23 protein-coding genes and 1 riboswitch are annotated in these 24,465 nt (G+C 40.3%); of the genes, 14 read left to right on the top strand and 9 right to left on the bottom strand.

Annotation, left to right across the window (positions count from 1 at the left end; translation table 11 throughout):
* Window positions 1-4 precede the first annotated feature (4 nt).
* From J9318_RS01140 to J9318_RS01115, 6 genes are all read left to right on the top strand, one after another.
* Entirely contained in the window at window positions 5-2,218 is a 2,214-nt protein-coding gene (locus J9318_RS01140; RefSeq protein ID WP_210560686.1) for a chemotaxis protein CheA, read from the top strand.
* A 1-nt stretch (window position 2,219) separates the two neighbouring features.
* Window positions 2,220-2,699, top strand: a complete 480-nt coding sequence (locus tag J9318_RS01135; RefSeq protein ID WP_210560685.1) for a chemotaxis protein CheW — start codon at window positions 2,220-2,222, stop codon at window positions 2,697-2,699.
* A 16-nt stretch (window positions 2,700-2,715) separates the two neighbouring features.
* Entirely contained in the window at window positions 2,716-5,028 is a 2,313-nt protein-coding gene (locus J9318_RS01130) for a methyl-accepting chemotaxis protein (RefSeq protein ID WP_210560684.1), read from the top strand.
* 73 nt (window positions 5,029-5,101) lie between these two features.
* On the top strand, window positions 5,102-5,905 hold the full coding sequence (locus J9318_RS01125; RefSeq protein WP_210560683.1) for a CheR family methyltransferase: 804 nt from the start codon (window positions 5,102-5,104) through the stop codon (window positions 5,903-5,905).
* Complete coding sequence (gene cheD, locus J9318_RS01120) at window positions 5,902-6,540, top strand: chemoreceptor glutamine deamidase CheD (protein WP_210560682.1); 639 nt, start codon at window positions 5,902-5,904, stop codon at window positions 6,538-6,540. The genes J9318_RS01125 and cheD overlap by 4 nt, the downstream gene beginning before the upstream one ends.
* An 11-nt stretch (window positions 6,541-6,551) precedes the next feature.
* Window positions 6,552-7,601, top strand: a complete 1,050-nt coding sequence (locus J9318_RS01115) for a protein-glutamate methylesterase/protein-glutamine glutaminase (RefSeq protein WP_210560681.1) — start codon at window positions 6,552-6,554, stop codon at window positions 7,599-7,601.
* A gap of 7 nt (window positions 7,602-7,608) precedes the next feature.
* On the opposite strand, the gene J9318_RS01110 is transcribed toward J9318_RS01115, so the two are convergent.
* On the bottom strand, window positions 7,609-8,706 hold the full coding sequence (locus J9318_RS01110) for a polysaccharide deacetylase family protein (protein ID WP_210560680.1): 1,098 nt from the start codon (window positions 8,704-8,706) through the stop codon (window positions 7,609-7,611).
* On the opposite strand from J9318_RS01110, the gene J9318_RS01105 reads away from it, so the two are divergent.
* Window positions 8,698-10,038, top strand: a complete 1,341-nt coding sequence (locus J9318_RS01105; RefSeq protein ID WP_210560679.1) for an MATE family efflux transporter — start codon at window positions 8,698-8,700, stop codon at window positions 10,036-10,038. The genes J9318_RS01110 and J9318_RS01105 overlap by 9 nt on opposite strands.
* On the opposite strand, the gene J9318_RS01100 is transcribed toward J9318_RS01105, so the two are convergent.
* Window positions 10,030-10,314, bottom strand: coding sequence for a hypothetical protein (locus J9318_RS01100; protein ID WP_210560678.1), 285 nt, complete (start codon window positions 10,312-10,314; stop codon window positions 10,030-10,032). The genes J9318_RS01105 and J9318_RS01100 overlap by 9 nt on opposite strands.
* A gap of 19 nt (window positions 10,315-10,333) precedes the next feature.
* Window positions 10,334-10,912 carry a Fe-S biogenesis protein NfuA gene (nfuA, locus tag J9318_RS01095; protein WP_210560677.1) on the bottom strand — a complete coding sequence of 193 codons (579 nt, stop codon included), beginning with the start codon at window positions 10,910-10,912 and terminating at the stop codon, window positions 10,334-10,336.
* A gap of 223 nt (window positions 10,913-11,135) precedes the next feature.
* Here nfuA and J9318_RS01090 point away from each other — a divergent pair, with 223 nt between their 5' ends.
* Window positions 11,136-13,733 (top strand): M14 family metallopeptidase, encoded by a 2,598-nt coding sequence (locus J9318_RS01090; RefSeq protein WP_210560676.1) that lies wholly within the window; start codon window positions 11,136-11,138, stop codon window positions 13,731-13,733.
* Here the strand turns inward: J9318_RS01090 and J9318_RS01085 are convergent.
* Window positions 13,730-14,416 (bottom strand): ComF family protein, encoded by a 687-nt coding sequence (locus J9318_RS01085; RefSeq protein WP_210560675.1) that lies wholly within the window; start codon window positions 14,414-14,416, stop codon window positions 13,730-13,732. The genes J9318_RS01090 and J9318_RS01085 overlap by 4 nt on opposite strands.
* A 44-nt stretch (window positions 14,417-14,460) precedes the next feature.
* On the opposite strand from J9318_RS01085, the gene bioH reads away from it, so the two are divergent.
* From bioH to J9318_RS01070, 3 genes are all read left to right on the top strand, one after another.
* Window positions 14,461-15,204 (top strand): pimeloyl-ACP methyl ester esterase BioH, encoded by a 744-nt coding sequence (bioH, locus tag J9318_RS01080; protein ID WP_210560674.1) that lies wholly within the window; start codon window positions 14,461-14,463, stop codon window positions 15,202-15,204.
* A gap of 104 nt (window positions 15,205-15,308) precedes the next feature.
* The gene (locus J9318_RS01075; protein WP_210560673.1) at window positions 15,309-15,590 is read left to right on the top strand and encodes a hypothetical protein; all 282 of its coding nucleotides are present in this window, start codon (window positions 15,309-15,311) and stop codon (window positions 15,588-15,590) included.
* Window positions 15,591-15,656: 66 nt separating this feature from the next.
* Complete coding sequence (locus J9318_RS01070) at window positions 15,657-16,607, top strand: putative metalloprotease CJM1_0395 family protein (RefSeq protein WP_210560672.1); 951 nt, start codon at window positions 15,657-15,659, stop codon at window positions 16,605-16,607.
* Between the two features lie 3 nt (window positions 16,608-16,610).
* Here the strand turns inward: J9318_RS01070 and J9318_RS01065 are convergent, their stop codons facing one another.
* From J9318_RS01065 to ccoG, 4 genes are all read right to left on the bottom strand, one after another.
* Window positions 16,611-17,393 carry a M48 family metallopeptidase gene (locus J9318_RS01065; protein WP_210560671.1) on the bottom strand — a complete coding sequence of 261 codons (783 nt, stop codon included), beginning with the start codon at window positions 17,391-17,393 and terminating at the stop codon, window positions 16,611-16,613.
* A 10-nt stretch (window positions 17,394-17,403) separates the two neighbouring features.
* Window positions 17,404-18,045: a thiol:disulfide interchange protein DsbA/DsbL gene (locus J9318_RS01060; RefSeq protein WP_210560670.1), complete on the bottom strand. Its 642-nt coding sequence runs from the start codon at window positions 18,043-18,045 to the stop codon at window positions 17,404-17,406.
* 69 nt (window positions 18,046-18,114) lie between these two features.
* Complete coding sequence (locus tag J9318_RS01055; RefSeq protein WP_210560669.1) at window positions 18,115-19,104, bottom strand: serine/threonine protein kinase; 990 nt, start codon at window positions 19,102-19,104, stop codon at window positions 18,115-18,117.
* The gene (gene ccoG, locus J9318_RS01050; RefSeq protein WP_210560668.1) at window positions 19,104-20,522 is read right to left on the bottom strand and encodes a cytochrome c oxidase accessory protein CcoG; all 1,419 of its coding nucleotides are present in this window, start codon (window positions 20,520-20,522) and stop codon (window positions 19,104-19,106) included. Before ccoG ends, J9318_RS01055 begins: the two co-directional genes overlap by 1 nt.
* 149 nt (window positions 20,523-20,671) lie before the next feature.
* Here ccoG and J9318_RS01045 point away from each other — a divergent pair, with 149 nt between their 5' ends.
* Window positions 20,672-21,043: a hypothetical protein gene (locus J9318_RS01045; RefSeq protein WP_210560667.1), complete on the top strand. Its 372-nt coding sequence runs from the start codon at window positions 20,672-20,674 to the stop codon at window positions 21,041-21,043.
* Here J9318_RS01045 and J9318_RS01040 read toward each other — a convergent pair whose 3' ends face one another.
* Complete coding sequence (locus J9318_RS01040; protein ID WP_210560666.1) at window positions 21,044-21,529, bottom strand: DUF3299 domain-containing protein; 486 nt, start codon at window positions 21,527-21,529, stop codon at window positions 21,044-21,046.
* Between the two features lie 133 nt (window positions 21,530-21,662).
* Between J9318_RS01040 and J9318_RS01035 the strand changes: the two genes are divergently transcribed.
* Both J9318_RS01035 and J9318_RS01030 read left to right on the top strand, forming a co-directional pair.
* Window positions 21,663-22,127: a GNAT family N-acetyltransferase gene (locus J9318_RS01035; protein ID WP_210560665.1), complete on the top strand. Its 465-nt coding sequence runs from the start codon at window positions 21,663-21,665 to the stop codon at window positions 22,125-22,127.
* 40 nt (window positions 22,128-22,167) lie between these two features.
* Window positions 22,168-22,277, top strand: a riboswitch (TPP riboswitch).
* A gap of 51 nt (window positions 22,278-22,328) precedes the next feature.
* A complete protein-coding gene (locus J9318_RS01030; protein WP_210560664.1) occupies window positions 22,329-24,461 on the top strand; it encodes a TonB-dependent receptor in 2,133 nt (710 codons plus the stop codon).
* Window positions 24,462-24,465 lie beyond the last annotated feature (4 nt).

Genomic DNA, 24,465 nt, shown 5'->3' with positions numbered 1-24,465 from the left:
GAGTATGAGTATAGATCTCTCCCAATTTTACGAAGTCTTCATCGATGAAAGTTTTGAAGGCCTAGAGACTATGGAATCTGAGCTCCTTAACTTGGAACCAGGCGATGTAGACAGTGAAATAATCAATAACATATTCAGAGCGGCCCATTCAATCAAAGGTGGCAGTGGCACCTTTGGCTTTAATGCGATTGCAAACTTCACGCATGTTATCGAAACACTTCTTGATGAAATCAGAAATGGTGAACGTGCATTAGAGTCAAATCACGTTGACTTGATGCTTAAGTCCATTGATTGTTTAAGAAATATGCTGGCGGCCATTCAAAATAATGCACCTCAGGAGTCGGAAGAAGCAAATGAGCTGAGAATCAAATTTGAGAATATTCTTAATAGTGACAATACATCACAGCCATCACCGGAGAATCAAACAGATAGCAATTCTGCGGCACAACCGGAAGCGCAACCGGATGAAAGTCCGCACAAGATACAGTTAACAAACTTCTTTGAAATTACCTTTGTACCAGAACCTCATGTTTTTAAAACTGGCAACGAGCCTCTGTTCATATTTGAAGATTTGCGGGAGCACGGAGAGTTATCTGTCCAGGCAAACATAAATAACGTACCAGAATTAAGTAATTTGATACCTGATGACTGTTACTTAGGCTGGACTATCTCGCTTGATACAACCAGTGACGAAGAGGCAATTAAAAGTATATTTGAATGGGTAGAAGATGATGCTGAGATTAGCATTAAGCTCGTTGCTCAATTTGGTGATGAGGTCGCGCCGGATGAAGAGGTAAATGCGACTGCACCGCCTGCTCCGCCTCGTGAATTAGATACAGTTACAGAACCTGTCGTATCTACGTCTAAAGAATCGACGCCCGAAGAACTTAAAAACAAACCTATATCTGATGATAAAAACAGACTCAAAGATGGTGACTTTAGACCAGTAAACACCAAACCCTCTGTTAATAAAAATGAATCGACAAAACAGGAGTCTAGCTCTATTCGAGTTGGCACAGATAAGGTGGATTCACTTATTAACATGGTGGGTGAACTCGTTATTACGCAAGCTATGTTAAATGAGCTTGGTGAAGGTGAAGACTTTGATCACGCTAAGTTATTAGCCTTGCGCGAAGGTTTAGCACAACTTGCCCACAACACCCGTGATTTGCAAGAAAATGTGATGCGGATCAGGATGTTACCAATAAGCTTTGTGTTTTCAAGATTCCCTCGTTTAGTCAGAGACATCTCTCAAAAGCTTGATAAACAGGTAGACTTAGTTCTTAAAGGTGAAGGTACTGAGCTTGATAAAACTGTGATGGAAAAAATCTCAGATCCTATGGTGCACCTAATCCGAAACTCGCTTGACCATGGCTTAGAAACTACCGCTGAACGTATTGCCGCTGGCAAGGGTGAAGTAGGGCAAGTAATACTTAATGCGTATCATCAAGGTGGAAACATCGTTATTGAAATCATTGATGATGGTCGAGGTCTAAATACCGAAAAGATAAAAAGTAAAGCGATTCAAAATGGTTTAATCCCAGAGGACGCGAATTTATCTGATCAAGAGATTAATGAGCTTATTTTTCAGCCAGGTTTTTCTACCGCAGATGAGGTCAGCGATATTTCTGGTAGAGGCGTTGGCATGGACGTGGTTAAACGCAACATCAACGCATTAAATGGATCGGTTGAGGTTGTTTCTGAGCCCGGGTTTGGTTCTACTTTTACGATTCGATTACCACTAACACTGGCAATTCTAGACGGTCAGTTGGTCAAAGTTGGCGACCATATCTACATCATTCCTTTAGTCTCAATAGTAGAGTCGTTGCAAATAGATATACGTAAAGTTAACTCGGTTGGCGGAGGCATCGACGTATTAAGGCTTCGCGAAGAATATATTCCTATCTTACGTATGCACCAACTGTTTAATCACCCCGAAGCCTGCCAGTCACTTAAAGACGGTTTGTTAGTGGTTGTAGAAAGTGATAACGAAAAAGTAGGGTTATTAGTTGATGAACTGCTGGCACAACAACAGTTTGTTATTAAAAGTCTTGAAGATAATTATAAAAAAGTAGATGGCATATCAGGCGCGACCATTTTAGGTAGCGGTAGCATCTCTTTAATTATCGATATTTCAAGTGTTGTTAAAATGGCTGGGCTTAAAAAAGCAGGTCAAGCAGGTTTAGATTTTGAAAAGCCTTTGTCGGAGGCGGTGTGACATGAATGAAGTAATCATAGAAAAGCACGAACACACCTCAAATGATGCAGATTTAGTTCAATATTTAACATTTATGATGGATGACGAGGAGTACGGAATAGAAATACTGTCTGTACAAGAAATTAGAGGCTGGGAAAAAATGACGAGCATTCCTAACGCCGAAAATTACGTCAAAGGAGTGATTAACTTGAGGGGAACTGTTGTACCTGTTGTCGATTTGAGGCTTAGGTTTAACCTTAAAAAGGTGGAGTACAACGATCTAACGGTCATCATTATTGTAAAAGTGTTAATAGGGCAAAAAAGCAAGATCATGGGCATTGTTGTTGATGCGGTATCAGATGTTTATAACATTGAAAAACAGAATGCCAAAAAGGCACCTGATGTGGGTGACTCAGAAACAAAAAATTATATAGAAGGCCTAATTAACGTAGGCGACAAAATGGTTGTACTTTTGGACTTAGAAAAAGTGTTATCAATATAACGAGGCAGGTGATGGTATGGGTTTGTTAAACAAATTAATAGGTACGTCAAGTTCGACAGAAAAGTTGGTCCTTGAGGCGTTAAGTAAGTCTCAAGCGGTAATTGAGTTTAAACCTGATGGTACGATTAAAACGGCCAATACCAACTTCCTAAATGTGGTGGGTTATAGCCTTGAGGAAATTCAAGGGAAGCACCACAGCTTATTTGTTGATCGAGATTATGCGGCGAGTGATGAATACCGTAAGTTTTGGCAAGATCTAGCTAGAGGTGAGTTTAAATCGAATGAATTTAAGCGTTTTACAAAAAGTGGTGAAGACATATGGATCCGAGCTACCTACAACCCAGTTATGGATAGCACAAATAAAGTATTTAAAGTCGTCAAATATGCGACTGATGTTACTGCAGAAAAGAAAAAAGCCTCTGAGTCAAACGAGCAATTGCTAGCCATTCACAAGTCTCAAGCGGTTGTTGAGTTTGAACTAGACGGAACCGTCATAACTGCAAATAATAACTTTCTAAACACATTCGGTTATACCTTGAATGAAATCAAAGGTCGCCACCATAGTATGTTTGCACCAGAAGGTGTTGCACAAAGTCAAGAATATAAAGACTTTTGGGCAAAGTTAAATCGTGGTGAATTTGATAGCGGTGAATATAAGCTTATTGGGAAAGGTGGTCGAGAGGTTTGGATACAAGCATCTTACAACCCAATACTTGATTTGGATGGGAAACCACTCAAGGTGGTTAAGTACGCTACAGACATAACCGAGCAAAAGAAGCTTGAAGAAGATGCTAAAAAAGCGGCTAATTTGGCACAAGCATTAACACTTTGCCAAGCCAACGTGATGATAGCAAATAATGACTTAGAAATTGTTTATATGAACAATGAAGTCATCAAAATGTTTAGAAAGAGAGAAAAGCAATTAAAGACGGTTTTAAGTAATTTTAATGTTGATAGCCTCATTGGTACTTGTGTTGATGACTTTCATAAAGATGCATCTCATCAACGTAGCATGCTGAAAAAATTAGCAGAACCGTATCAAACTAATATAACAGTGGGTGTTTTAACGTTTGAACTGTTCGCTTCTCCTTGGTTTGACTCGGCAGGCAACCGCCTTGGCACTATTGTTGAGTGGATAGATAAAACAGAAGAAATGAATATTCAAGGTGAAATAGCGAATGTTATTAATGCAGCTACTAACGGTGATTTAACCGTACGTATATCAGAAGCGGACAAAGAAGGTTTCTTTAAGCAACTTTCCGTGGGCTTAAACCAAGTCGTTGGTATTGCTGAAGGGGTTATTCAAGATACGGTCAATATTTTTGAAGCCTTAGCGCACGGTAACTTAACGCGACGAATTGAAAAGCAGTATCAGGGTTTATTTAACAAATTAAAGCAAGACGCCAATGCAACGGTAGATAAATTGACCGAGGTTATTGGTCAAATCGATCGTTCAGCTACGACAGTGTCTTCGGGGGCGGAAGAAATCGCGCAAGGTAACGCGGACTTGAGTCAGCGAACTGAAGAGCAAGCATCTTCGCTTGAAGAAACCGCATCAAGCATGGAGGAGATGACCGCAACGGTAAGACAAAATGCTGATAATGCGCAAATGGCCAACGATCTAGCGGAAGAAGCGGCGAGTAAAGCAGAGTCGGGTGGCAGTGTGGTCGGTCGCGCTGTTGAAAGCATGGCGGAAATAAACGAAGCAAGTAAAAAAATCGCTGACATCATTGGCGTGATAGATGAAATCGCATTCCAAACCAATCTACTTGCATTAAACGCTGCCGTTGAGGCTGCTAGAGCCGGTGAACAAGGTAGAGGTTTTGCTGTGGTAGCGGGTGAAGTTCGTAATCTCGCACAGCGTTCTGCAGCGGCCGCAAAAGAAATTAAAGACTTAATTAGAGACTCAGTATCAAAAGTAGAAGACGGCACTGCTTTAGTTAATCAGTCGGGTGAAATGTTACAAGAAATAGTAATGGCGGTGAGAAAAGTAAACGACACGATAGGTGATATTAGTGTTGCGTCGGTAGAACAAACATCAGGCATTGAGCAAGTAAACAAAGCCGTCTCGCAAATGGATGAGATGACGCAACAAAATGCGGCACTAGTAGAACAAGCATCAGCGGCCGGCGAGTCTATGTCTGAGCAAGCTCGTTCAATGAGAGAATTACTGAGCTTCTTTAAGCTGTCCGACTCTCAGCAGGGACGTATGCCACAAATATCCAATAACGCTGGCCCAGCCAATGCAGACAACCAGAATCAGCTCAATATTAAATCGCCGGTATCACCGACACCTTCGTCAAGCGATGAGGAGTGGCAGGAGTTTTAGCTAAAACCGATAGATAGTGAGGTTTCCATCGTAACGTAAAAGGAGTAGGTAGTTGGAAAATAAAGAGTTCCTAATGACTGATAAGGATTACAGCTTTATCAGCCAAAGTGTTTACGAGGCATGTGGCATTGTATTGTCGGAGCAGAAAAAAGACATGGTATACGCCAGAATATCTCGACGTGTTCGAAAGTTGAACATGACGACATTTGCGGAATATATTAACTACCTAAATGACAACAAGGAACAGGAATTTGGCGAGTTTATAAACTCAATTACCACTAATCTCACATCTTTTTTTAGAGAAAATCATCATTTTGAGTTTTTAAAAAATACGGCATTGCCCGAGATGATAGCTAGACATAAAGACGACCATCGCATTCGTATTTGGTCTGCCGGATGTTCTTTAGGAATGGAGCCCTACTCTATTGCGATGTGTATAGGTAATAAAATTCCAACAAATTGGGATTTTAAGGTATTAGCAACTGACCTAGATACAAATGTTCTAGCGACGGCTCGAGAAGGTGTGTATTCAGAAAGTCAGATGTCGGGTGTCGACTCTGCCAACTTAAAAAAATACTTTTTGACGGATGGCAATAGCAATCGTTATAAAGTGAAAGATATTTTAAAAAAAGATATCAGTTTCAAACAGCTTAATTTATTGCACGAGTGGCCAATGAAAGGCCCGTTTGATGTTATATTTTGCCGCAACGTTATTATTTATTTTGATCACGAAACGAAAATTCGTCTTTTTAACCGATATGCCGAGTTACTGGCGCCAGGTGGCTATTTAATATTAGGTCACTCAGAATCTATGGGACGTGAAAACAAGCAATATAAAGGCTTAGGTCACAATATCTATCAGAAGTTAATGCCGTGACAACTCCCTTATTTACGCCTACTCTTCCTGGCTTTGAACAGATCAAACGATATGTTGATACGAGTCGCAATATAGTCGTTGCGAAGATATTGCCCGGCGAGTTTTATGTAACGAAACAAAATGAAGCGATTGCTACGGTTTTAGGCTCTTGTATTTCAGCATGTATATGGGATGAGGTTGCTGGAGTTGGTGGTATGAATCATTTTATGTTGCCACTAAAAGGGAATGACCATAGCCAAAATAAATGGGAATTTCACGATAGCTACAGCTGTCGGTATGGCATTTGGGCGATGGAGTGCCTTATCAATGAAATTATTAAACATGGCGGTCACCGTAATAGAATGAAAGTAAAGCTATTTGGTGGCGGTAATATTATTAAGGATATGCAAACGCCAATCGGTGATCAGAATATTTCGTTTGCTAAGGAGTTTATTGCCAAAGAAGAATTACCAATGCTGGGTTCTGATGTTGGCGGTCCATGGCCACGTAAAATCCTATTTTACCCGCTTGAGGGGCGATGCATGGTTAAACGTTTACAAAGTATGCACAACGACACAATCAAACTGCGTGAAGTGAAGTACCAATCCGTGATTGAGACGCCTTTACATGCTCAATCAGACATAGAATTGTTTTAAAAGGTAAGTTAATGATCAAGGTATTAATCGTCGATGACTCTAAATTAATTAGGATGATTCTGACTGAGATAATTAATGCATCTCAGGACATGACGGTAGTGGGTGAAGCGGAGGATCCGTTTCAAGCGCGTGATTTAATTAAACTACTCAACCCAGATGTGCTCACTTTAGACATTGAAATGCCTAAAATGGATGGCATAACTTTTCTTAAAAACCTGATGAGATTACGGCCAATGCCTGTGGTTATGTTGTCAACCTTAACCGCCGATGGCGCGCCCATTACCCTTGAAGCCTTGTCTATTGGCGCTGTTGATTTTTTAGAGAAGCCAAAGGTTGACGTTCAAGACAGCTTAAGCCGTTATGCCGATATTCTAAGAGACAAAATTAGAGCCGCAGCCAATGTAAATCTTAGCCAAATATTGAGAGCTAGAAAACGGGACAGTGCAACACCACCTGTTATTCCCAGTCAAAACCTTGAGTTTAGAAAAAACCACTTAATTGCGATTGGCGCATCCACTGGTGGCACAGAAGCAATCAAAGACGTTGTCATTAATTTACCAGCCAATTTTTGCCCTATTGTGGTGACACAACATATCCCGCCGGTCTTTAGTAAAACCTATGCAGAACGCCTAGACAAAGTGTGCCAGATGTCGGTGCACGAGGCCCAACATGGTCAAATTATTGAACCAGGCAATATTTATATTGCTCCTGGAGATAAACACTTAACGGTGTTAAAAAGAGGCAGTAAATTGTTTTGTCAGCTGGACGATTCAGAGCCGGTTAACCGCCACAAACCAGCTGTTGATGTGCTTTTTGATTCTGTTGCCGCATATATGGGGAAATACAGCACAGGCGTAATTTTAACTGGTATGGGTGCCGATGGCGCCAAAGGTTTACTTAATTTAAAGGCATCTGGCGCTTACACCATCACGCAAGATGAAAGTTCGAGTGTGGTTTATGGTATGCCTCGCGCGGCCAAAGAATTAGGAGCTGGTATGCAAGAGCTCCCTTTAAACAAGATCGCTAACCGTTTAGCTGAATTAGCGACCCGAGTAGTGTAAATAAATTCTAATTTTCGGTTTCGTACTTAGATTTAACGTTAGTCGCCATATCGTCTGGTAAGGTTATCCATAATTTACTCATCCAATAAAAGCGACCACTGTTGTTTATGGAAGGCGCGGTACAATTGTACTTAACTCGCCCTGTTTGTAGGGTTTTAGGTGCGGCAATTTCAAATTCTAGTTCTGATTTCCAAGTTGGCTTTACTGCGCCTGATTGACCCGTAATAAAACACGCTAATTGGCTCTGGTAAAAGTCTTTATTTGCCAATTTTACTTGCCATAGAGGACCTTGTTGTTCAGGTATATTATCGATATTACTAATAAGCGTTTCTGTTGGCGTTTGACTTTCAATATCAAATGCTAAGCTTTTTAATTTCGCTTTAAGAGTTTTTGGGTTTGCATAAATACCGTTGGCTGGAAAGCGAGTGAGTGCTAACAAATCGCTATTGTTTCCAACTGCGCCAGAATGTTGTGCAAAACCGACAAAACCAAGCTTATTTAAAACGCCTTTTATCTGATCAGAATACTCACCAAAAGGATACGCTACCATTTTGTGGTTTTGGCCTAGCTGCTCTTTGATCATTTCCTCAGCAACTAATAAGTTAGTCTCAATTTGTTGAAGAGAAAGGCCATCTTGAACTAAATTTTCATGCTCAAGTGTGTGATTCATGATGTCGACACCATGTTCCGTTAAGGTTTTTAGCTGTGACCAATCCATATATAGTTTGCTTGGTTTTACCATTAATGGATTTACAAACACGGTAAAAGGCCAGTTGCGTTTTTTAAGCATCGGAAAAGCAGTGTCATAGACATTTCTAAATCCATCATCAAATGTAATGGCAATCCAATTTTTATTCACAGGTTGCTGTAATTTAATCGCATTTACGATTGTTGTGAGGGGAACGACCTCTAAACCTAACTCTTCAATCATTGTTAAGTGTGCTTCGAATTGTTCTGGAGAGACACTTGTAGATTTAGGAGTACTCTCACTCACATGGTGGTACAGTACTACCGTTGCTGCTGTTACTTTCTGATGCCAAAGAGAGCTCAAAAGGGCGGTTAAAAATAAAGTAAACCCAATAGGTTTTAATAGTAAATGTTTCATATGATATCTCTTTTTCAATCCTCTGCGTGGTCAGGTACCCGCATTAATATAAAAATCTGGCATTTAGCTTGGCCCATGATTCTAGCAAATATTAGCATTCCTATGTTGGGATTTGTTGATACTGCCGTAATAGGTCACTTACCAGATAGTCATTTTTTAGCGGGCACAGCGTTAGCTAGCTTATTTATTTCCGTCATTTTTTGGTTGCTTGGCTTTTTACGAATGTCGACAACAGGCTTAGTTGCAAAGGCGAGGGGAGAGAAATCACCTGTGTTGGCAGTGACTCATCTGTACCAAGCATTATTGCTAAGTTTTATATTGGCATTATTACTCATTTTACTCCAATCACCGTTATTTAGTTTATTGCAATGGTTATCAAGTGATGATCTCTCAATGCAAGCAACTTACGAGGCGGCTAAAACCTATTTTGATATTCGTATTTGGGCGGCACCGTTCGTTTTAGCAAATATGGCATTAACAGGATTTTTGATCGGCTCTGGTAAAACTAAATGGGTTTTGAAAGCACTGATTGTCTGCAATCTTGTTAATTTGTTTGCGGACATATTGTTTGTACCTGTGTTGTCGCTAGGCGTTGCCGGAGTGGCGTATGCATCGATATTAGCCGAAATTGTCCAGCTGGCGATGATCCTATATCTAATATTGCCTGAGCTTAAATTGGTGTTATTAAAGAAGCAGGCAATTTTAAAGGGCTGGCTCAAATTACTCCAAATGAACGGCAATTTATTTGCTCGCAGTGCACTACTGCAAGCCTGTTTATCATTTATGACTATTTACGCCACGCAATTTGGCAGTCAAACGGTCGCCATAAATTCACTACTAATGCAGTTCTTTTTGTTTATTAGTTTTTCTTTAGACGGTGTGGCTTTTGCTTTAGAGTCATTAGTTGGAAATAGCTTAGGTCAAAAAAAACAAAAGCGACTAGTCGCTTATATAGTGCAAGGCATAAAAATTGGTTTTTGTTTTGCGCTTGCTTACACCGTATTTTATTTTTTGACCGTAGACTTAATCATCTGGATGCTAACCGATATTAACTCATTAAAATTAGCACTAGCAGATTATCATATTTGGATAGTTATAATGCCGATGAGCTGCTTTCTCAGTTTCTTGTTTGATGGTGTTTTTGTTGGTCTTGGCTGGGATAAAAAAATGAGAAATAGCATGCTGATTGCAGCGTTGGTGTTTTTCTCGGTGATTTTAATATTTAGTCAATACGAGTCTATTTTTAGTAACCACGTATTGTGGGGTGCTTTTACAAGCTTTATGTTAGCCAGAGGAGTATCTCAAGGAGTTATGTTACGAAGGTCACTCTAGGTGTTTGTATTTTTCTTTATTTAATTGCGCTTGATGACGAAAGAACGCAAGGCGGTTAGCAACGATGCCAACATAACCATAGAGCGTCACTAAAACACCAATGATCATTAGTGCGATGCCCGGTATTTGCCACCAAATCCACGCACTTGCCCCTAAGTAAAGACCTGCAATGCCAAGCACAAAGCAAAATAAACCCGCTAAAAAAAAGCGAACACTACGCTGAGGATTCTCGCCTCGTCGCACTAGTATTCGCTGTAATTTATCAGGTTTATTCATCTAAATAGCTAATCAAGGATTAGTAATAAGAATGCTCGCCAGCCTGATGCTCAGTGATGTCTTTAACACCAGTCACTTCACCTTCAAATTGTTGTAACATCTGCTTTTCGATGCCATCTTTTAGCGTTACATCAACCATAGAACAGCCATTACAACCACCGCCAAACTGAAGTATCACTGTGCCATCTTCTGTAAGCTCAACCAAGTTTACATGGCCACCGTGGCTTGCGAGGCCTGGGTTAACTTCAGATTCTATAAAGTACTGTAAACGTGCTTTTAAAGGTGCATCATCCGATACTTTACGAGCTTTAGCATTAGGGGCTTTTAGCGTTAATTGTGAACCCATTTGATCAGTAACAAAATCAATTTCAGCATCTTCTAAAAATGGCTGACTTTCTTCGTCTACTGCCGCTTCAAAGCCATTATATGGAATCACTTTGTCTTCTGGCTCTAAAGAGTCTTCAGGGCAATAACTAACGCCACATTCTGCGCTACTTGTACCTGCATTTACTACAAATACACGAATTCTTGTGTTTGGTGCTTGCGTATCTAACAACTTTACAAAGTGTTGTTGAGCCGCTTCTGAAATCTTTATCATAATTAATATCTGACTAATTTACTCGGTTATTTGCAATGATACGTCTATCGCTTATTTACTGCAACCTTGACGACTTTTCCTAGTCTCTATGTGAGGGCAAATCTGAACAAATAAACCCCTAAATACTGCGATTCAACGACTAAAGTTTAGACAGACTTGTTGTTTCGTGTACTTAATTGATATGTTTAGCGTATTAAAAGAAAAATGGTGACGACAAAACACAATGACAAAAATAATTTCCTTGCTAACTGTAGCGCTGTTCTTCGTTGTATCGATCGCAAGTGCGGTTGCCTCAACGTCGTTAAAAAAAGACATTAGCTTTTACCTACCGAACGAGCAGTTCGACAAAAATGTACCAACGCCAGAGTCAATTTTAGGCTATCAAGTTGGAGAGTGGCATGTTCGTCACGACCAACTGGTTTCGTATTACAAAGCATTAGCTGCCGCAAGTGATAGAGTTTCTGTTAAAACGATTGGTTTTTCTCATCAGCATCGTGAGTTGTTGCATGTAACCATCACACACCCTAATCGCCATCAAGAATTAGAAAAATTAAAACAGCAACGATCACGCTATTTCTACAACAATGAAAAAAACGAGTCGAATAGTCAGTCAGCGCCATTAATCGTTAACTTGAATTACAGTGTTCATGGCGACGAATCGTCGGGCAGTAACGCATCATTGCTGGTGGCCTATTATTTAGCGGCTTCCAATAGTAAGCAGGTTCAGGCGTATTTAAATGACATGATAATAATTATCGACCCTAGCCTTAACCCAGATGGCCTAAGTCGATTTGCGTTATGGGCAAATCAACATAAAGGTAAAAACATCAACAAAGATCCAAATAATCGTGAACACATTCAAGGTTGGATCCGTGGTCGAGTAAATCAGTATTGGTTTGATTTGAATCGTGACTGGTTATTGCTTCAACATCCAGAATCTCAAGCGCGTATTGCCGAATATCAGCAATGGCGTCCACATGTATTAACCGATCATCATGAAATGGGTACGAACAGTTCGTTTTTCTTCCAGCCTGGCATCCCATCAAGGAAAAACCCATTAACACCAGATAAAAACGTAAGCTTGACCAAAGAGTTAGCGACTTATCATGCCAAAGCATTTGATGAGGCGAATAAATTATATTTTACCGAAGAAGCCTTCGATGATTTTTATGCAGGAAAAGGCTCAACCTACCCAGACTTGCACGGCAGTATCGGGATTTTGTTTGAGCAAGCATCAAGCCGAGGTCATATTCAAGAGTCCATTAATGGTGACTTAGACTTTCCAACAACGGTAAAGCATCAGGTTATGTCGACCTTCTCAACTCTGGAAGGCAGTTTGAATAACGCAGATAAACTAAAAGCGTTTCAAGATGAGTTTAAAGATAGCGTTAAAAAGTTAGTCAAATCGGCAAACTATGATGGTTACTTGTTAACAGAAACTCATGACAAAACACGGTTTAACAAGCTGCTGAGTTTACTTAAACAACATAATATTAATGCCTATCCGCTTCGTGAAGACACAAAATTAAATGATAAGTTAGTAAGTAAGGCGGATTCTGTTTTTATACCGTTAAATCAGCCACAAGTAAGGTTAATACAATCAGTATTTTCTACACAAACCTCGTTTAACGACAATACCTTTTATGATGTATCAAGCTGGAACTTAGCTTACGCCTTTAATATCGAATTTGAAAAAGTGAAATCAGCAAGAAAATTAAAGCTTGAAAAAACGGCATGGAGACAACCTTTACAAAACATGAATGCCGATAAGGAATTGCCAAGCAACGCTTATAGTATCGCGATTGACTGGCACGACTTTAACGCGCCGGCCTTGGTTTATCATTTACTAAATGACGGTATAAAAGTGCGCTCTGCGTTAAAAACCTTTAGTGCCGACGCCCAAGTAAAAGGTAAATTCCAAAACAAACAATTTGCTGCAGGCACTATGCTGATCCATGCTGGTATCCAAACACAAGGCTGGCAAAAAAAGCTGGCCGCAGCATTAGTTAAATTTCCGGTACCAACTTATGCGATAAAAAGTGGTTTGACCGCTTCGGGGATCGATCTTGGTAGTCGTTTAATGATGCCTGTCACCTTACCGAAAGTGTTATTGGTAGGCGGACCGGGTACCAATCTATATGAAGTGGGCGAAACATGGTACTTGCTTGATAGTCATGTTGGTTTCTCTCCCACCATTGTTGAAAAAAGTCGCCTACCTTATGTTGATTTGACTGAATACACGCATGTGGTATTAACAGACGGTAGTTACTCTAAAAAAGACGAAAGCTTAGCCGATGATTTAAAAGAATTTGCTAAACAAGGCGGTATTATTTGGGGTCAAAAACGCGCAGCTTTATGGTTAGCGCAACAGAGCTTATTACGCGTGGATACTATTTCGCAAAGTGAAATGTTCAAACGTTTTAATGCCGAAGAGCTGGTCTTTTCAGATAAAGAAGCCTTAGGTGGCAAGCAACGTGTGGCAGGTGCATTTTTTGAAGCTAAACTAGATCTAAGCCACCCGTTAACATTTGGATTAAGTAACGAAACCATTCCGTTATTTAAAAATAGAACAGATTTAATGCTTGAAACTAAAGTGCCATTTAGTGGCGTTGCCTCTTATACCGAAACACCATTGTTGTCAGGTTATGCCGACAATACAAATGTAGAAAAAATAGCAGGGGCAAGTAGCCTTGTATCCCAAACTATGGGTCGAGGTGTTGTTATTGGAATGACTGACAATCCTAACTTTAGAGCAATCATGTATGGCTCAAGTCGGTTATTTGTTAACATCCTATTTTTGGCACCAGCAGTAAGATATTAATTAACTAACCTTATGGCGCCACAAGCAGCATATACACGTGTGGCGCCTGCATTTTTTAAGGCAATGGTGGCTGCCTTTAACGTTGCTCCGGTCGTTAACACATCATCAATTATTAATACGCTTTTGCCATGAATGGGTATGGTTGCCACAAACGCCTCGTCTAAATTCGATAATCGGTTTGCTCTATTTTGTGTTGATTGAGCCTTAGTATGTCGGCGTCTTAACAAGCCGTTGTACATGGGAATATCTATTTCTTGTAAAAATTCAGTCAAAATAACCTGTGATTGATTAAAACCTCGAATTACCCAGCGTCTGTAATGTAGTGGAAGGGCGCAAATTAATTCAATTTTAGGCCAGTCTTGTTGTTCAACCTGGCGCGCTAATAGATAACCAATGAGGCGACTAAAGTGCAGTTGCTGGTTAAACTTCAGTTTTGTTAGCCACGCAGACAATGGCCATTGGTAAATGCCGATTACAGCAATACCATCGACATTTCTACACACTAACTGCTCCGCAACAGAGTTCTCTGTAATATCTAACCCGCAAGGCAATATAGAAAGGGTGGTATTGCATATTCTACAGATTAGAGGATTGGTATAGCTGGATGTGCGCTTGATTTTTCCGCTACATAAACAGCAAGGTGTTTGGCTTTGAAACCACGCTCTGACCAGAGTAAACTGCATATATATCCTTATTATTCAGACTAAAAACTAGGTATAAAACACAGATGAACAATGCGCCAATAATCCTGATCCATGGTTGGGGAATGAACAAGCAGGTTTGGAATGGCGTAATTAATGCCTGTGAGCCCTCATTGGTGCATCGGATTAAGGTCTTGGATATGCCTGGTTATGGTGACAACCTCAATTGTCCTAGCCCTTATGATATCGAGGCACTGGTTGCGTGGTTAAAATCAGAAGTCCGCGAGCCTAGTCATATAATTGGTTGGTCGTTAGGTGGTTTGCTCGCACAAAAATTTGCCAACATATACCCAGCGCAGACGTTATCTTTAGGATTAGTTGCAAGTACGCCAAAGTTTGTAGCCGAGGGTAATTGGCCGGGCATAAAAAGCGAGGTACTTCAGGCATTTTCGAACCAACTTACCGTCAGCCATGAACAAACGGTAAAACGCTTCTTGAAAATTCAAGCATTGGGCAGTGAGTCGATTAAAAAAGATTTGAAGGACATTCAAGATTGGGTTTTTTCAGCCAATCCACCGAATCCTAAGGCGTTAGTTGCTGGCCTTAAAATGCTAGAAGAAGTGGACTTACGCGATACTTTAGCAACAATACAACCGCCTGTTTTTGCCTTGTTTGGTGGCCGAGACTCTCTAGTTCCATTGACGACTGCGCAAAGACTATCGGAAAAGTTACCAACAATACGAATTAGCGTTCAAAATAAAGATTCTCACGCGCCATTTATATCAAACAAAGATGAGTTTATCCGTTGGCTGCGAACTAACTTTAATTAAATATGTCTATAAACTTAATTTCATATAGCAAATAATCATTTTTAAAATAAGTGGTTTTGGTTAATAATTAAACACAAGAAGTAAGCTTTAAAACGGAGGTCGATATGGAGTTAAAATCAATTCCAAGTGCGATTCAATCAGGTTTAAATGGTTATCAAACCGCAGAAAGAGGCTTAGCTGAAGCAGCGAATAATATTAGTCGTTTAAATACGGACAATACGTCAGCGGTTAACGCTACTGCATCGGCAGTTGAAGCACGACCTGAAGTAAGCTTAACAACGGAGGCCGTTAACTTAGTGGTTAATGAGCATTTGGCAAAAGCGAATATAAAAACGATTCAAACAGCCGATGAAGTTATTGGCACGTTAATAGACACAAAAGTTTAATGATAAAAAGTTTGGTAGTGTGTTTTTTGAGCAATATATAGTTAATCAACGAGGTCACATTTAGTTATGGCTTTAAATATTACGCCGCATATTCCACAAGTTGTTGTGAATGCATCAGTGCCATCTACTGAAGCGTTGGCGCGTAGTAATGCCATAAAAGAGGTTGTGCCAGCTCCAACGCAAGTCGAAGCGAATGTACCGCAAAAATCGCGTGAACAAGACACCCGTGGCCCGGCAAACGATAACGTAACTTACGACCGACTATTTCCTAAAAGTAACGAAGTCATTCCTGAAGACCCGCAGGGTCAAAGTAATGATAGTGACTCGCAACAGCAGGGGCAGTCACAAGACAGTGAGCCTAAGGATGACTCAGGAGTACCTGAAGGCGCTAGTACAATAATTAACCCAGGTGACAATGCTGACGCTAGCGAACCTGATGAAAAACAAATAGAACAACAAGAACGAGAGCAAGAGCTTAAAGAAATACAGCAATTATCAGCCCGAGATGCCGAGGTGAGAAACCATGAGCTTGCTCATGCAGCGGTAGGCGGCAGTTACGCTGGCTCCCCAAGTTACGAGTATGAAACAGGGCCAGACGGCAAAAAATACGCAGTAGGCGGTGAAGTCTCAATTGATGTGTCTGAAGGCGCAACGCCACAAGAAACAATAGAGAAAATGCAAACGGTTCGAGCCGCTGCACTAGCTCCTGCAGAACCATCATCGCAAGACCGTAAGGTCGCTGCGCAGGCAAGTCAAAACATCGCTGAAGCCCGTGTTGAACTAGTGCGAGAATCAGAGGAAAATAGAAAAGCCGTTGCCGAGTCAGTATCCGCGTCTTTCGAACAAAATACAGCTCCTGAAGACATGTCAGTTAACGGCGACAACATACAAACTCTAGCGTCATCCCCGAATGTTAGTGATCAGGTTGCAAAAACCGCTAGTGTTGTCTCTCAGCGTTACAACAATAGCTACATAAACGAATCGAACACGATTGAGGCTTTTACGGCGGTCGCTTAACCGTTATGTCGGCGGGAAGTAGATTTCATTATGATATTGCTTTAACCATTTCTTCGTATTTTCACACTCATTACAGTATTTTTTATTTAAAGACCAAAATGCCTTGCTATGATCCATGTGCTTTAGGTGGCAAAGTTCATGAATGATCACGCAATCAATTTGCTCTTTCGGCGCCGATAGCAATAATGGGTTGAATATAATCTTGCCACTGCTGTAACAACATCCCCAGCGCCATTGGTAAAACTTGAAGTCTAACGACGTACTCACTAACCCTAAACGACTTTCCTGCTGTTTCACTATTTTTGGTAAATAGCGCGAGGCTTGATACATGTAAAAGGCATGTAGTTGCGCTCTAACGTGTTTAGTTACGTCCTTAACCCTATGAGACACAGAAATCGTTATCACTTCTGAATCCTGATTAAGATACCAAGCGGTTTTTGCGTCTCGTATTATTTCAAGTTGAAGCTTTTGGCCGAAAAACCAGATAGGTTCACCACTTTCGTAAGCTCTTTTAAATGCAGTAGAAGTTGCTGAATGACGAAGACGTTGTTTCAGCCACTGCTGTTGTTGAGACATGAACGTCTCTACCATAGCTTGGTTGCAATGAGGGGGAACCTTTACTACAACAGTACCATTATGTATTTCCATCGCCGCATTTTTTCTGCGCTTATGGACTTTTACATGATATGAAAGGGGGTGAGGAAAGCTATCGAGGCGAATTTCAAATACACCGGGTTGAACACGCTTGTTGGCCGTCAACCACGGTGTAATTAAATTAGAAATCAAAGACTAAATCTTATTTTTTTTCTACTAATTGTAATGCGGCACTTTCTAACTGTTCAAAAAGTTCGCCATAGGTACGAGCATCAAAACCCTGGTTAATGATTTTGTATTTACCATTAACAATAAAAGTAGGAACGCCTGTTAATACACGTTTTTGTGCATATTCGTTTTGAAGCTTTTTCATACCTTTCGCTTGTGCTTTTACCGCGAAACTATTGAATGTTTTATCAAACTCTTCACCAGTTACACCATTAGCGATAAATAATTGGCGAACGTCTTTTTCACTAGTAAATACCGAACGGTTTTTGTGAATGTATTGAAATATTGCGTCGTTCACGCCAGGTTTGTTCAGCTTTTCAGAAGCAACTAAAGCCTTAGTAAGCATAAATTGAATTTCTGGGCCCGCCGCTCTTAAAAAATCAACATGGCTTTTTTCAAATTTAAAGTCTGAATTTTTTGCTTTTTCTGCTAAGCGTTTTGCAAGTGGTTCAAAGTTTAAACAGTGTGGACAATAATAAGAAAAGAACTCTCTTACTTCTGGAGTTTTGGTTGCTGTCTCGCTTATAACTTCGTAATGAACGCCTTCTTTTAATGTTTGCGCTGATACCGAAAGAGTAAAAAAGCAGGCTGCGAGTAAAGTAAATATCTTCTTCATTAAATGATTCCCTTGTGTTTTTCACAATTATTGCTGTTACGTATTTTGATTACAACACTAAAATAACGATTAAAAACCTAATTTAAGATGTGGTTGTTGAATTGCTGATAGTTGCTCTTTTAGTGCCAATACCTGTTGTTCCCAGTATTTGTCTGTATTAAACCAAGAAAAGTTCCTTGGAAATGCAGGATCTGACCATCTTTTTGCAAGCCATGTCATGTACATCAACATTCTGCGTGCGCGAAGCGGTTCAATAATTGCGAATTCTGCATGGTTAAATGGGCGAAACATCTCATAACCTTCTAGCAAGGTATCTAATTGAAGAATTTGTTGTGCTCTGTCACCACTAAGCATCATCCAGATATCTTGAATTGCAGGACCTGTAATACAATCATCAAAATCCACTAAGATCGCGTCATCGGTATTTGAGCCAGTGCGCCACAAAATATTACCGGTATGACAATCGCCATGCAGACGTATATTTTTTAGTTGCGTCGGTAGTCGCTCACAACTCAGCTCAACGACCTTTTGTAAGTCTGGAAAAAAAGCGGCATGTAAATAACTTGGCACAAGGCCACTTTCTTTAAGATATGAAGCGGCCTCGTTTAAATCAGTCGCGATATCAATCTTATTTCGATGCTGAAATTCACTCGCATCACTAACACTATGTATGCGACCAAGTAACTGACCGAGTCGCTCTAAGTGATCAAGATCATCAAGCTCAAACATTCGACCGCCAACGCTTGGAAATACGCTAAATCTATGACCGCCGTGCTCTAATAACGTCTTACCATCAAACGATAGTGGCGCCACAGCTTCAATGTCTTGATCTGCTAACTCAATTGAAAAGTCGTGCTCTTCAATAATTTGTTCATTACTCCAACGCTGTGGTCGATAAAATTTTACAACGTAACGTTTTTTATCTTCGCCTAAAAACTGATACACCCTATTTTCATAGCTGTTTAACGGCAATAAACCAGACTCAGGATATATCCCTGTCGACTCTATTGCATCTAGAATCAAGTCTGGACCTAGCTCTGAAAAATCAAATTGTGGCATTAACGTCCCTTAAAGAATCGTGTTTCCTCCGAAACTTCTAACTCACCGTCATCGCTTCGAATAATTATTTTTATGTCCGTTACCGGGCGTTTTAATTCATATGGGTCAACCGCTATACTCACAGGTTGCTTATACACTTCACCGGCCGAGACAGAAAAAGAAGTTTCACCATAAAATTGGTATTCATTTAGCCCTTCAATAGTAATTGAATAACTTTGGTTCGTCTGGCTTTTGTTCAGAACTTGCAAAGTGAAGGTGTTTTCTATCAAACCATCGTTATTAGTGCGATATAACACGTTCCTATCGCGTTCGATATTTAACTCCAACGGTACACGCGACGCGACTTGCCAAACAAACGCAACCGACATCACTACGGTAACGAGTAAGTAGCCAATTAACTTTGAGCGGAATTTTTTAGTCGGCTTGCCTTCTAAGCTATGCTCCGTCGTATACGAAATTAGGCCTTTTGGATAATTCATTTTATCCATTGTTTCATCACAAGCATCAATACAAGCGCCACAGTTTATGCATTCGTACTGCAAGCCATTACGAATATCGATACCGGTAGGGCAAACCTGCACACATAAGTTACAGTCAACACAATCGCCTAAACCAAGCTCCTTAGGATCAGATTTTCTTGGACGAGGTCCTCGTTTCTCACCTCGGGCTGCATCATATGTCACCGTGTAGGTATCTTTGTCGAACATTGACGACTGGAAGCGTGCGTATGGACAAATATGAAGGCACATGATCTCGCGCATCCACCCAGCATTGGCATAGGTAGCGCCAGCAAAGAATAAAGTCCAACCAACCACCATAGCCGAAGACTCAAAAGTGAAAAAGTCGATAAACAATTGATCAATCGGTACAAAATAGCCAATAAAGGTAAGCGATGTAAGTAATGAGACAATCCACCAAGACGTATGTTTTAGTGTTTTTTTCCATACCTTGTCAAAGCTCAATGGCATGGAATCTAATTTTTTACGTTTGTTTGCGGAGCCTTCAATTTTTTCTTCAAACCAGATAAACATAAAGGTCCATACTGTTTGCGGACACATATACCCACACCAGACTCGTCCGTAAAATGTGGTTACTACAAAGAGTAAAAAGGCAGAAACAATAAGCAGTGACGAAAAAATGGTTAAATCTTGCGGCCACAGGGTCAAACCAAAAATATTAAATTGCTGGTTTACAATGTCGAGCAAAATAGCTTGCTGTCCATTCCAATTTATCCACGGCAAAACGGCAAATAGCCCTAGGAAAAAAATGCCCATTTTTCTACGAATAGCTTGGTGCAAGCCTTTTACTGCTCGCACATATATGCGACTTCGTAGGTTATAAGTTGCATTTGCTTCAACTTTAGGTTTGTATACCTTTACGTCGGCAGGAATGTTCTTAATATCAATGCGATCGTTCATTGCGATACCTGTTATTTTGCCTAATATCAATTATATGTCAGAAACATAAATATAAATGAAACTAAATTGTAAAACCTTGATCTAATTCTATAGATCGACGCTTTCTTAAGTTTGATGCCCAAAAGGCAGTTGTTCAAATTGGAGTTACCATGAAATTTTTAATCTTTGTTATATTAATTATTACGCTACTAACCGTAGATCAGCCTCAAATTAATCAGATGAGAGTGTATCTTGCGACGTTAATTGGCCAAGCTGCCGAAAGTGAATATTCTCGCGGCAAAGTATCAAAACGTATTTACGACGAAATCAGTACCCAGTTTGATTCATTTAAGCCTAATGAAGAAGATTACGTGAAAGAGATCACAAAAAGTTCTCGTGAGTTAATGGCTTTTTACGGGACGTATTGCCAAAACGGCGAATTTAATCCCAAAATATCTGCTTATAATCTTCGCTTCGTTTGTAGCAAGGTCGATGAGCAATTTACCGACTTAGAAAATGAAATTATTCGTCAGCGTAAATAATTAAAAGTCGTCATATGGGGCAATTTCAATGCCCTGCATAGTATAACCGACCTGAGCAAGTTCACCTTTCCATGTTTCAGTGGCAATTTTACCAGTTACCCATATTGGGTCATACATAGACGAAGCGGCTGCTCCTTTCTTAAAGGTAACGTGAATAATTTGATTTGATGGCGGTGGCGGTACATGAACACAGGCACCAAAATAAGGAACCAATAAAAACTCAGTCACTAGCTCATCATCACCTTCTAATGGCACAACAAAGCCGGGTATTTTTACCGTTTGCCCATCTAACTCTTTAACAACAGGTGCATTGATAGATTGAGGCCCAGCCATCGCATGTCCAATTTCCTCGATAGTAGGTATTTTCTGAACCATATCTTTAGGTACTAAGTCTGACCATTCCAATTCTTTTGCGTCATTTGACAAGCTAGAGAAAGGCGCGATAAATAAACAAACAAGAAAAGCGGTACGAAAAAATTGACTCATAATGATAAACCTAATTAGATTGTTCAGAAGCCCGCAGAATAACGCACTGCTCACTAAAAAACCAAGTGTATCTATTAATTTTGCGATAAACGTGATTACATTATCGTTCAGTGAAAAAAATAAGTAGCAGAACATGACGGATTTAAAAATTGACTGGCAAATTAAAGCGTTTTCACAATTATCGGTAGGTGAGCTGTACGATATTTTACAAGCGCGCAGTGATGTATTTGTGGTCGAGCAAAATTGTATCTACTCCGATATAGATGGCGTAGATAAGTCCAAAAATTGTTATCAACTGTTTGGTTATCATGGTGATGAGTTAGTTGGCACTTGTCGTTTGATGGCGCCTGGTTTGGCTTATGAAAACTATTCTGCCATTGGTCGCGTACTAATAATGGAAGATTATCGAGGCAAGCGACTTGCGGCACCAATGATGCGAGCCGCCATAGACGCTGTAAAGCAATATTGGCCTGAGGTTGAATGCAAAATTTCAGCACAGCAGCATCTAGAGAATTTTTATCAATCTCTGGGTTTTCAAACCGTAACAAAAATGTATCTTGAGGATGATATTCCTCATATTGGAATGATTTTAAATTAATCAGGGGTAGCTTTTTTTATTTAAATCAATAAAATGGCGCCCGAACACCAAGGGGTGTATGCGCGAAATTCGCGACATACTGAGACGTTAATCGAACCCTTAGAACCTGATCCGGCTTGTACCGGCGTAGGGATGGTAAATCCAGGACTACTCGCTTACGACCGGGTCTTTTGTTTATTTTATCTACAAGAGATCCAAAATATGAAACTTAACATTACTGCAATTGCAGTTTTATCTGCACTACCGTTTGTTTCTTTGTCAGCTAATGCTGAATCTGAACCTACCACTAATATCGAAACTATCGAAGTAAAAGGTGAATTACTGCCTACGCCAGAAAGCAAGGCGGCGAACTCACTACAAATCCTCACCCAAGAGAGCCTAGAAAAGTCAGGCGCCAGTCATTTCCAAGATGCAATTCAACAGTTAGGCAATGTTAACTTTGCCGCAGGAGCTTCACGTGCGCGTTTTATTCAAATTCGCGGTATTGGTGAACGCAGTCAATTTGTTGATCCGATAAACCCATCGGTTGGGATGGCAATCGACGGAATTGACTACTCAGGTATTGGTACTTCAGCCTCGTTATTCGATATTGGCCAAGTTGAGGTATTTAAAGGACCGCAAGGTAGCAGCGTAGGCGCGAATGCAATGGCTGGCTTTATTAACATGTACAGCTCACAGCCAGAAGAAAGTGCACCGAACAAATTCCGCTTAGAAGTCGGTAACTATGGCCTAATGAACGTAGGTGTTGCGGCAGGTACTGAGCTGTCAAAAGATGTACAAGGACGCTTCTCGTTAAATAAATTGTCTAGCGACGGGTATGTTGAAAACATTACATTAGATAGAGACGATACAAACAATATAGACGAACTTTCGTTTCGCGGATTATTAGACGTAGAATTTAATAGTCAACTTTCTACTCAATTTGTACTTCATCATTTTGATATTAACAATGGTTATGATGGGTTTTCACTCGACCAAAACCGCAATACATTATCCGATGAGCCGGGCAAAGATAAACAACAAACCACAGCGTTGGCAGCACGAACTCTTTATCAAGGGTTCGACAACGCCGATTTAACCGTATTTTTGAGCCACAATAATACTGATTTAGCCTATGGTTATGACGAAGACTGGTCTTATGTTGGTTTACATCCAGATGAATACTCTTCGACCGACAACTATTTACGTGACCGCGTTGCTAATCAGGCAGATGTTCGCTTGGTCGGTAAAGACCAAAGTTGGGTAGCGGGCGTATATATTCAATCAAAAGACGTTGATTTAACAAGAGAATATACCTGGTTGTCCAACGACTTTACGAGTAACTATGAGCAAACAAACTTTGCGGTCTATGGTGAAACTCGTTATGAGCTTGAAAAAGACATTAACCTGTCGGCTGGCTTGCGTATCGAGAAACACGATGGCGACTATAACGACTCAAATTTAGTTTCACAAAACACATCAGATACTATGTTTGGTGGTCACTTAACGGCGACAAAACAATATGATGAATCGTCGATGGCTTATGTTCGATTAAGTCGCGGTTTTAAATCTGGTGGTGCTAATGGCGAAGCATTAAGCAAATTAAATGAGCCTGGTTTGGAGTCTTACTATTTGTTGCTTAGAGAAAACGGTAGTTTTGAACCAGAAATTTTGAATAACGTTGAACTTGGTTTACGTTATAACAATCGTGATAAAGGGCTTAAAGCTAGCGCAGTATTGTTTTATTCAAGTCGTCACGACATGCAGATTAAACAATGGTTTACCAACGAAAAAGAAGTACGTGAGTCCGGCGCGCAGCCAGAGTTTGTTGGCTATGTTTCGAACACGCCGACCGGTAGCAACTATGGCTTAGAAAGTAACGTTGAATATAGACTAAATAATGATGTAACGGTTTATGCAGGTCTGGCTTTGCTAAGTACTGAAATAGACGATATGTACCGTTTGGAAACCGATCCTGATACTTGGGAAGATGTTCGAGTAAACATTAATGGGCGTGAACAAGCTCATGCACCTGGTTATCAATATCAATTAGGTTTTGATTGGCAGTTAATGGATAACGTACGTTGGAACGCGTCAATTAACGGCCGTGATGATTATTTCTATTCGTTTAGCCATGATGAAAAGTCACAGGCTATTAATTTAGTTAATACATCAGTCACATACCAAGCTGAGCAGTTTGACATCACTCTTTGGGTGCGTAACTTAACCAATAAGGACTACGGCGTAAGAGGTTTCTATTTTGGTAATGACCCTCGTGATGGATATGAAGCCAAGTCATACGAACAACTTGGTGAGCCAAGAGTGTTTGGTATTAAATTAGACGTGTTCTTTTAGGAGC

The sequence above is a fragment of the Psychrosphaera aestuarii genome, assembly GCF_017948405.1.
Lineage (GTDB): Bacteria > Pseudomonadota > Gammaproteobacteria > Enterobacterales > Alteromonadaceae > Psychrosphaera > Psychrosphaera aestuarii.
Note: the sequence above shows the minus strand (reverse complement) of the source record. Positions and strands in the feature narration are given on the sequence as shown.

Coding starts and splice junctions, on each gene's coding strand:
- J9318_RS01140 (WP_210560686.1), top strand. CDS start 5: ATGAGTATAGATCTCTCCCAATTTTACGAAGTCTTCATCGATGAAAGT.
- J9318_RS01135 (WP_210560685.1), top strand. CDS start 2,220: ATGAATGAAGTAATCATAGAAAAGCACGAACACACCTCAAATGATGCA.
- J9318_RS01130 (WP_210560684.1), top strand. CDS start 2,716: ATGGGTTTGTTAAACAAATTAATAGGTACGTCAAGTTCGACAGAAAAG.
- J9318_RS01125 (WP_210560683.1), top strand. CDS start 5,102: ATGACTGATAAGGATTACAGCTTTATCAGCCAAAGTGTTTACGAGGCA.
- J9318_RS01115 (WP_210560681.1), top strand. CDS start 6,552: ATGATCAAGGTATTAATCGTCGATGACTCTAAATTAATTAGGATGATT.
- J9318_RS01105 (WP_210560679.1), top strand. CDS start 8,698: ATGTTTCATATGATATCTCTTTTTCAATCCTCTGCGTGGTCAGGTACC.
- J9318_RS01110 (WP_210560680.1), bottom strand. CDS start 8,706: ATGAAACATTTACTATTAAAACCTATTGGGTTTACTTTATTTTTAACC.
- J9318_RS01100 (WP_210560678.1), bottom strand. CDS start 10,314: ATGAATAAACCTGATAAATTACAGCGAATACTAGTGCGACGAGGCGAG.
- nfuA (WP_210560677.1), bottom strand. CDS start 10,912: ATGATAAAGATTTCAGAAGCGGCTCAACAACACTTTGTAAAGTTGTTA.
- J9318_RS01090 (WP_210560676.1), top strand. CDS start 11,136: ATGACAAAAATAATTTCCTTGCTAACTGTAGCGCTGTTCTTCGTTGTA.
- J9318_RS01085 (WP_210560675.1), bottom strand. CDS start 14,416: ATGCAGTTTACTCTGGTCAGAGCGTGGTTTCAAAGCCAAACACCTTGC.
- bioH (WP_210560674.1), top strand. CDS start 14,461: ATGAACAATGCGCCAATAATCCTGATCCATGGTTGGGGAATGAACAAG.
- J9318_RS01075 (WP_210560673.1), top strand. CDS start 15,309: ATGGAGTTAAAATCAATTCCAAGTGCGATTCAATCAGGTTTAAATGGT.
- J9318_RS01070 (WP_210560672.1), top strand. CDS start 15,657: ATGGCTTTAAATATTACGCCGCATATTCCACAAGTTGTTGTGAATGCA.
- J9318_RS01060 (WP_210560670.1), bottom strand. CDS start 18,045: ATGAAGAAGATATTTACTTTACTCGCAGCCTGCTTTTTTACTCTTTCG.
- J9318_RS01055 (WP_210560669.1), bottom strand. CDS start 19,104: ATGCCACAATTTGATTTTTCAGAGCTAGGTCCAGACTTGATTCTAGAT.
- ccoG (WP_210560668.1), bottom strand. CDS start 20,522: ATGAACGATCGCATTGATATTAAGAACATTCCTGCCGACGTAAAGGTA.
- J9318_RS01045 (WP_210560667.1), top strand. CDS start 20,672: ATGAAATTTTTAATCTTTGTTATATTAATTATTACGCTACTAACCGTA.
- J9318_RS01040 (WP_210560666.1), bottom strand. CDS start 21,529: ATGAGTCAATTTTTTCGTACCGCTTTTCTTGTTTGTTTATTTATCGCG.
- J9318_RS01035 (WP_210560665.1), top strand. CDS start 21,663: ATGACGGATTTAAAAATTGACTGGCAAATTAAAGCGTTTTCACAATTA.
- J9318_RS01030 (WP_210560664.1), top strand. CDS start 22,329: ATGAAACTTAACATTACTGCAATTGCAGTTTTATCTGCACTACCGTTT.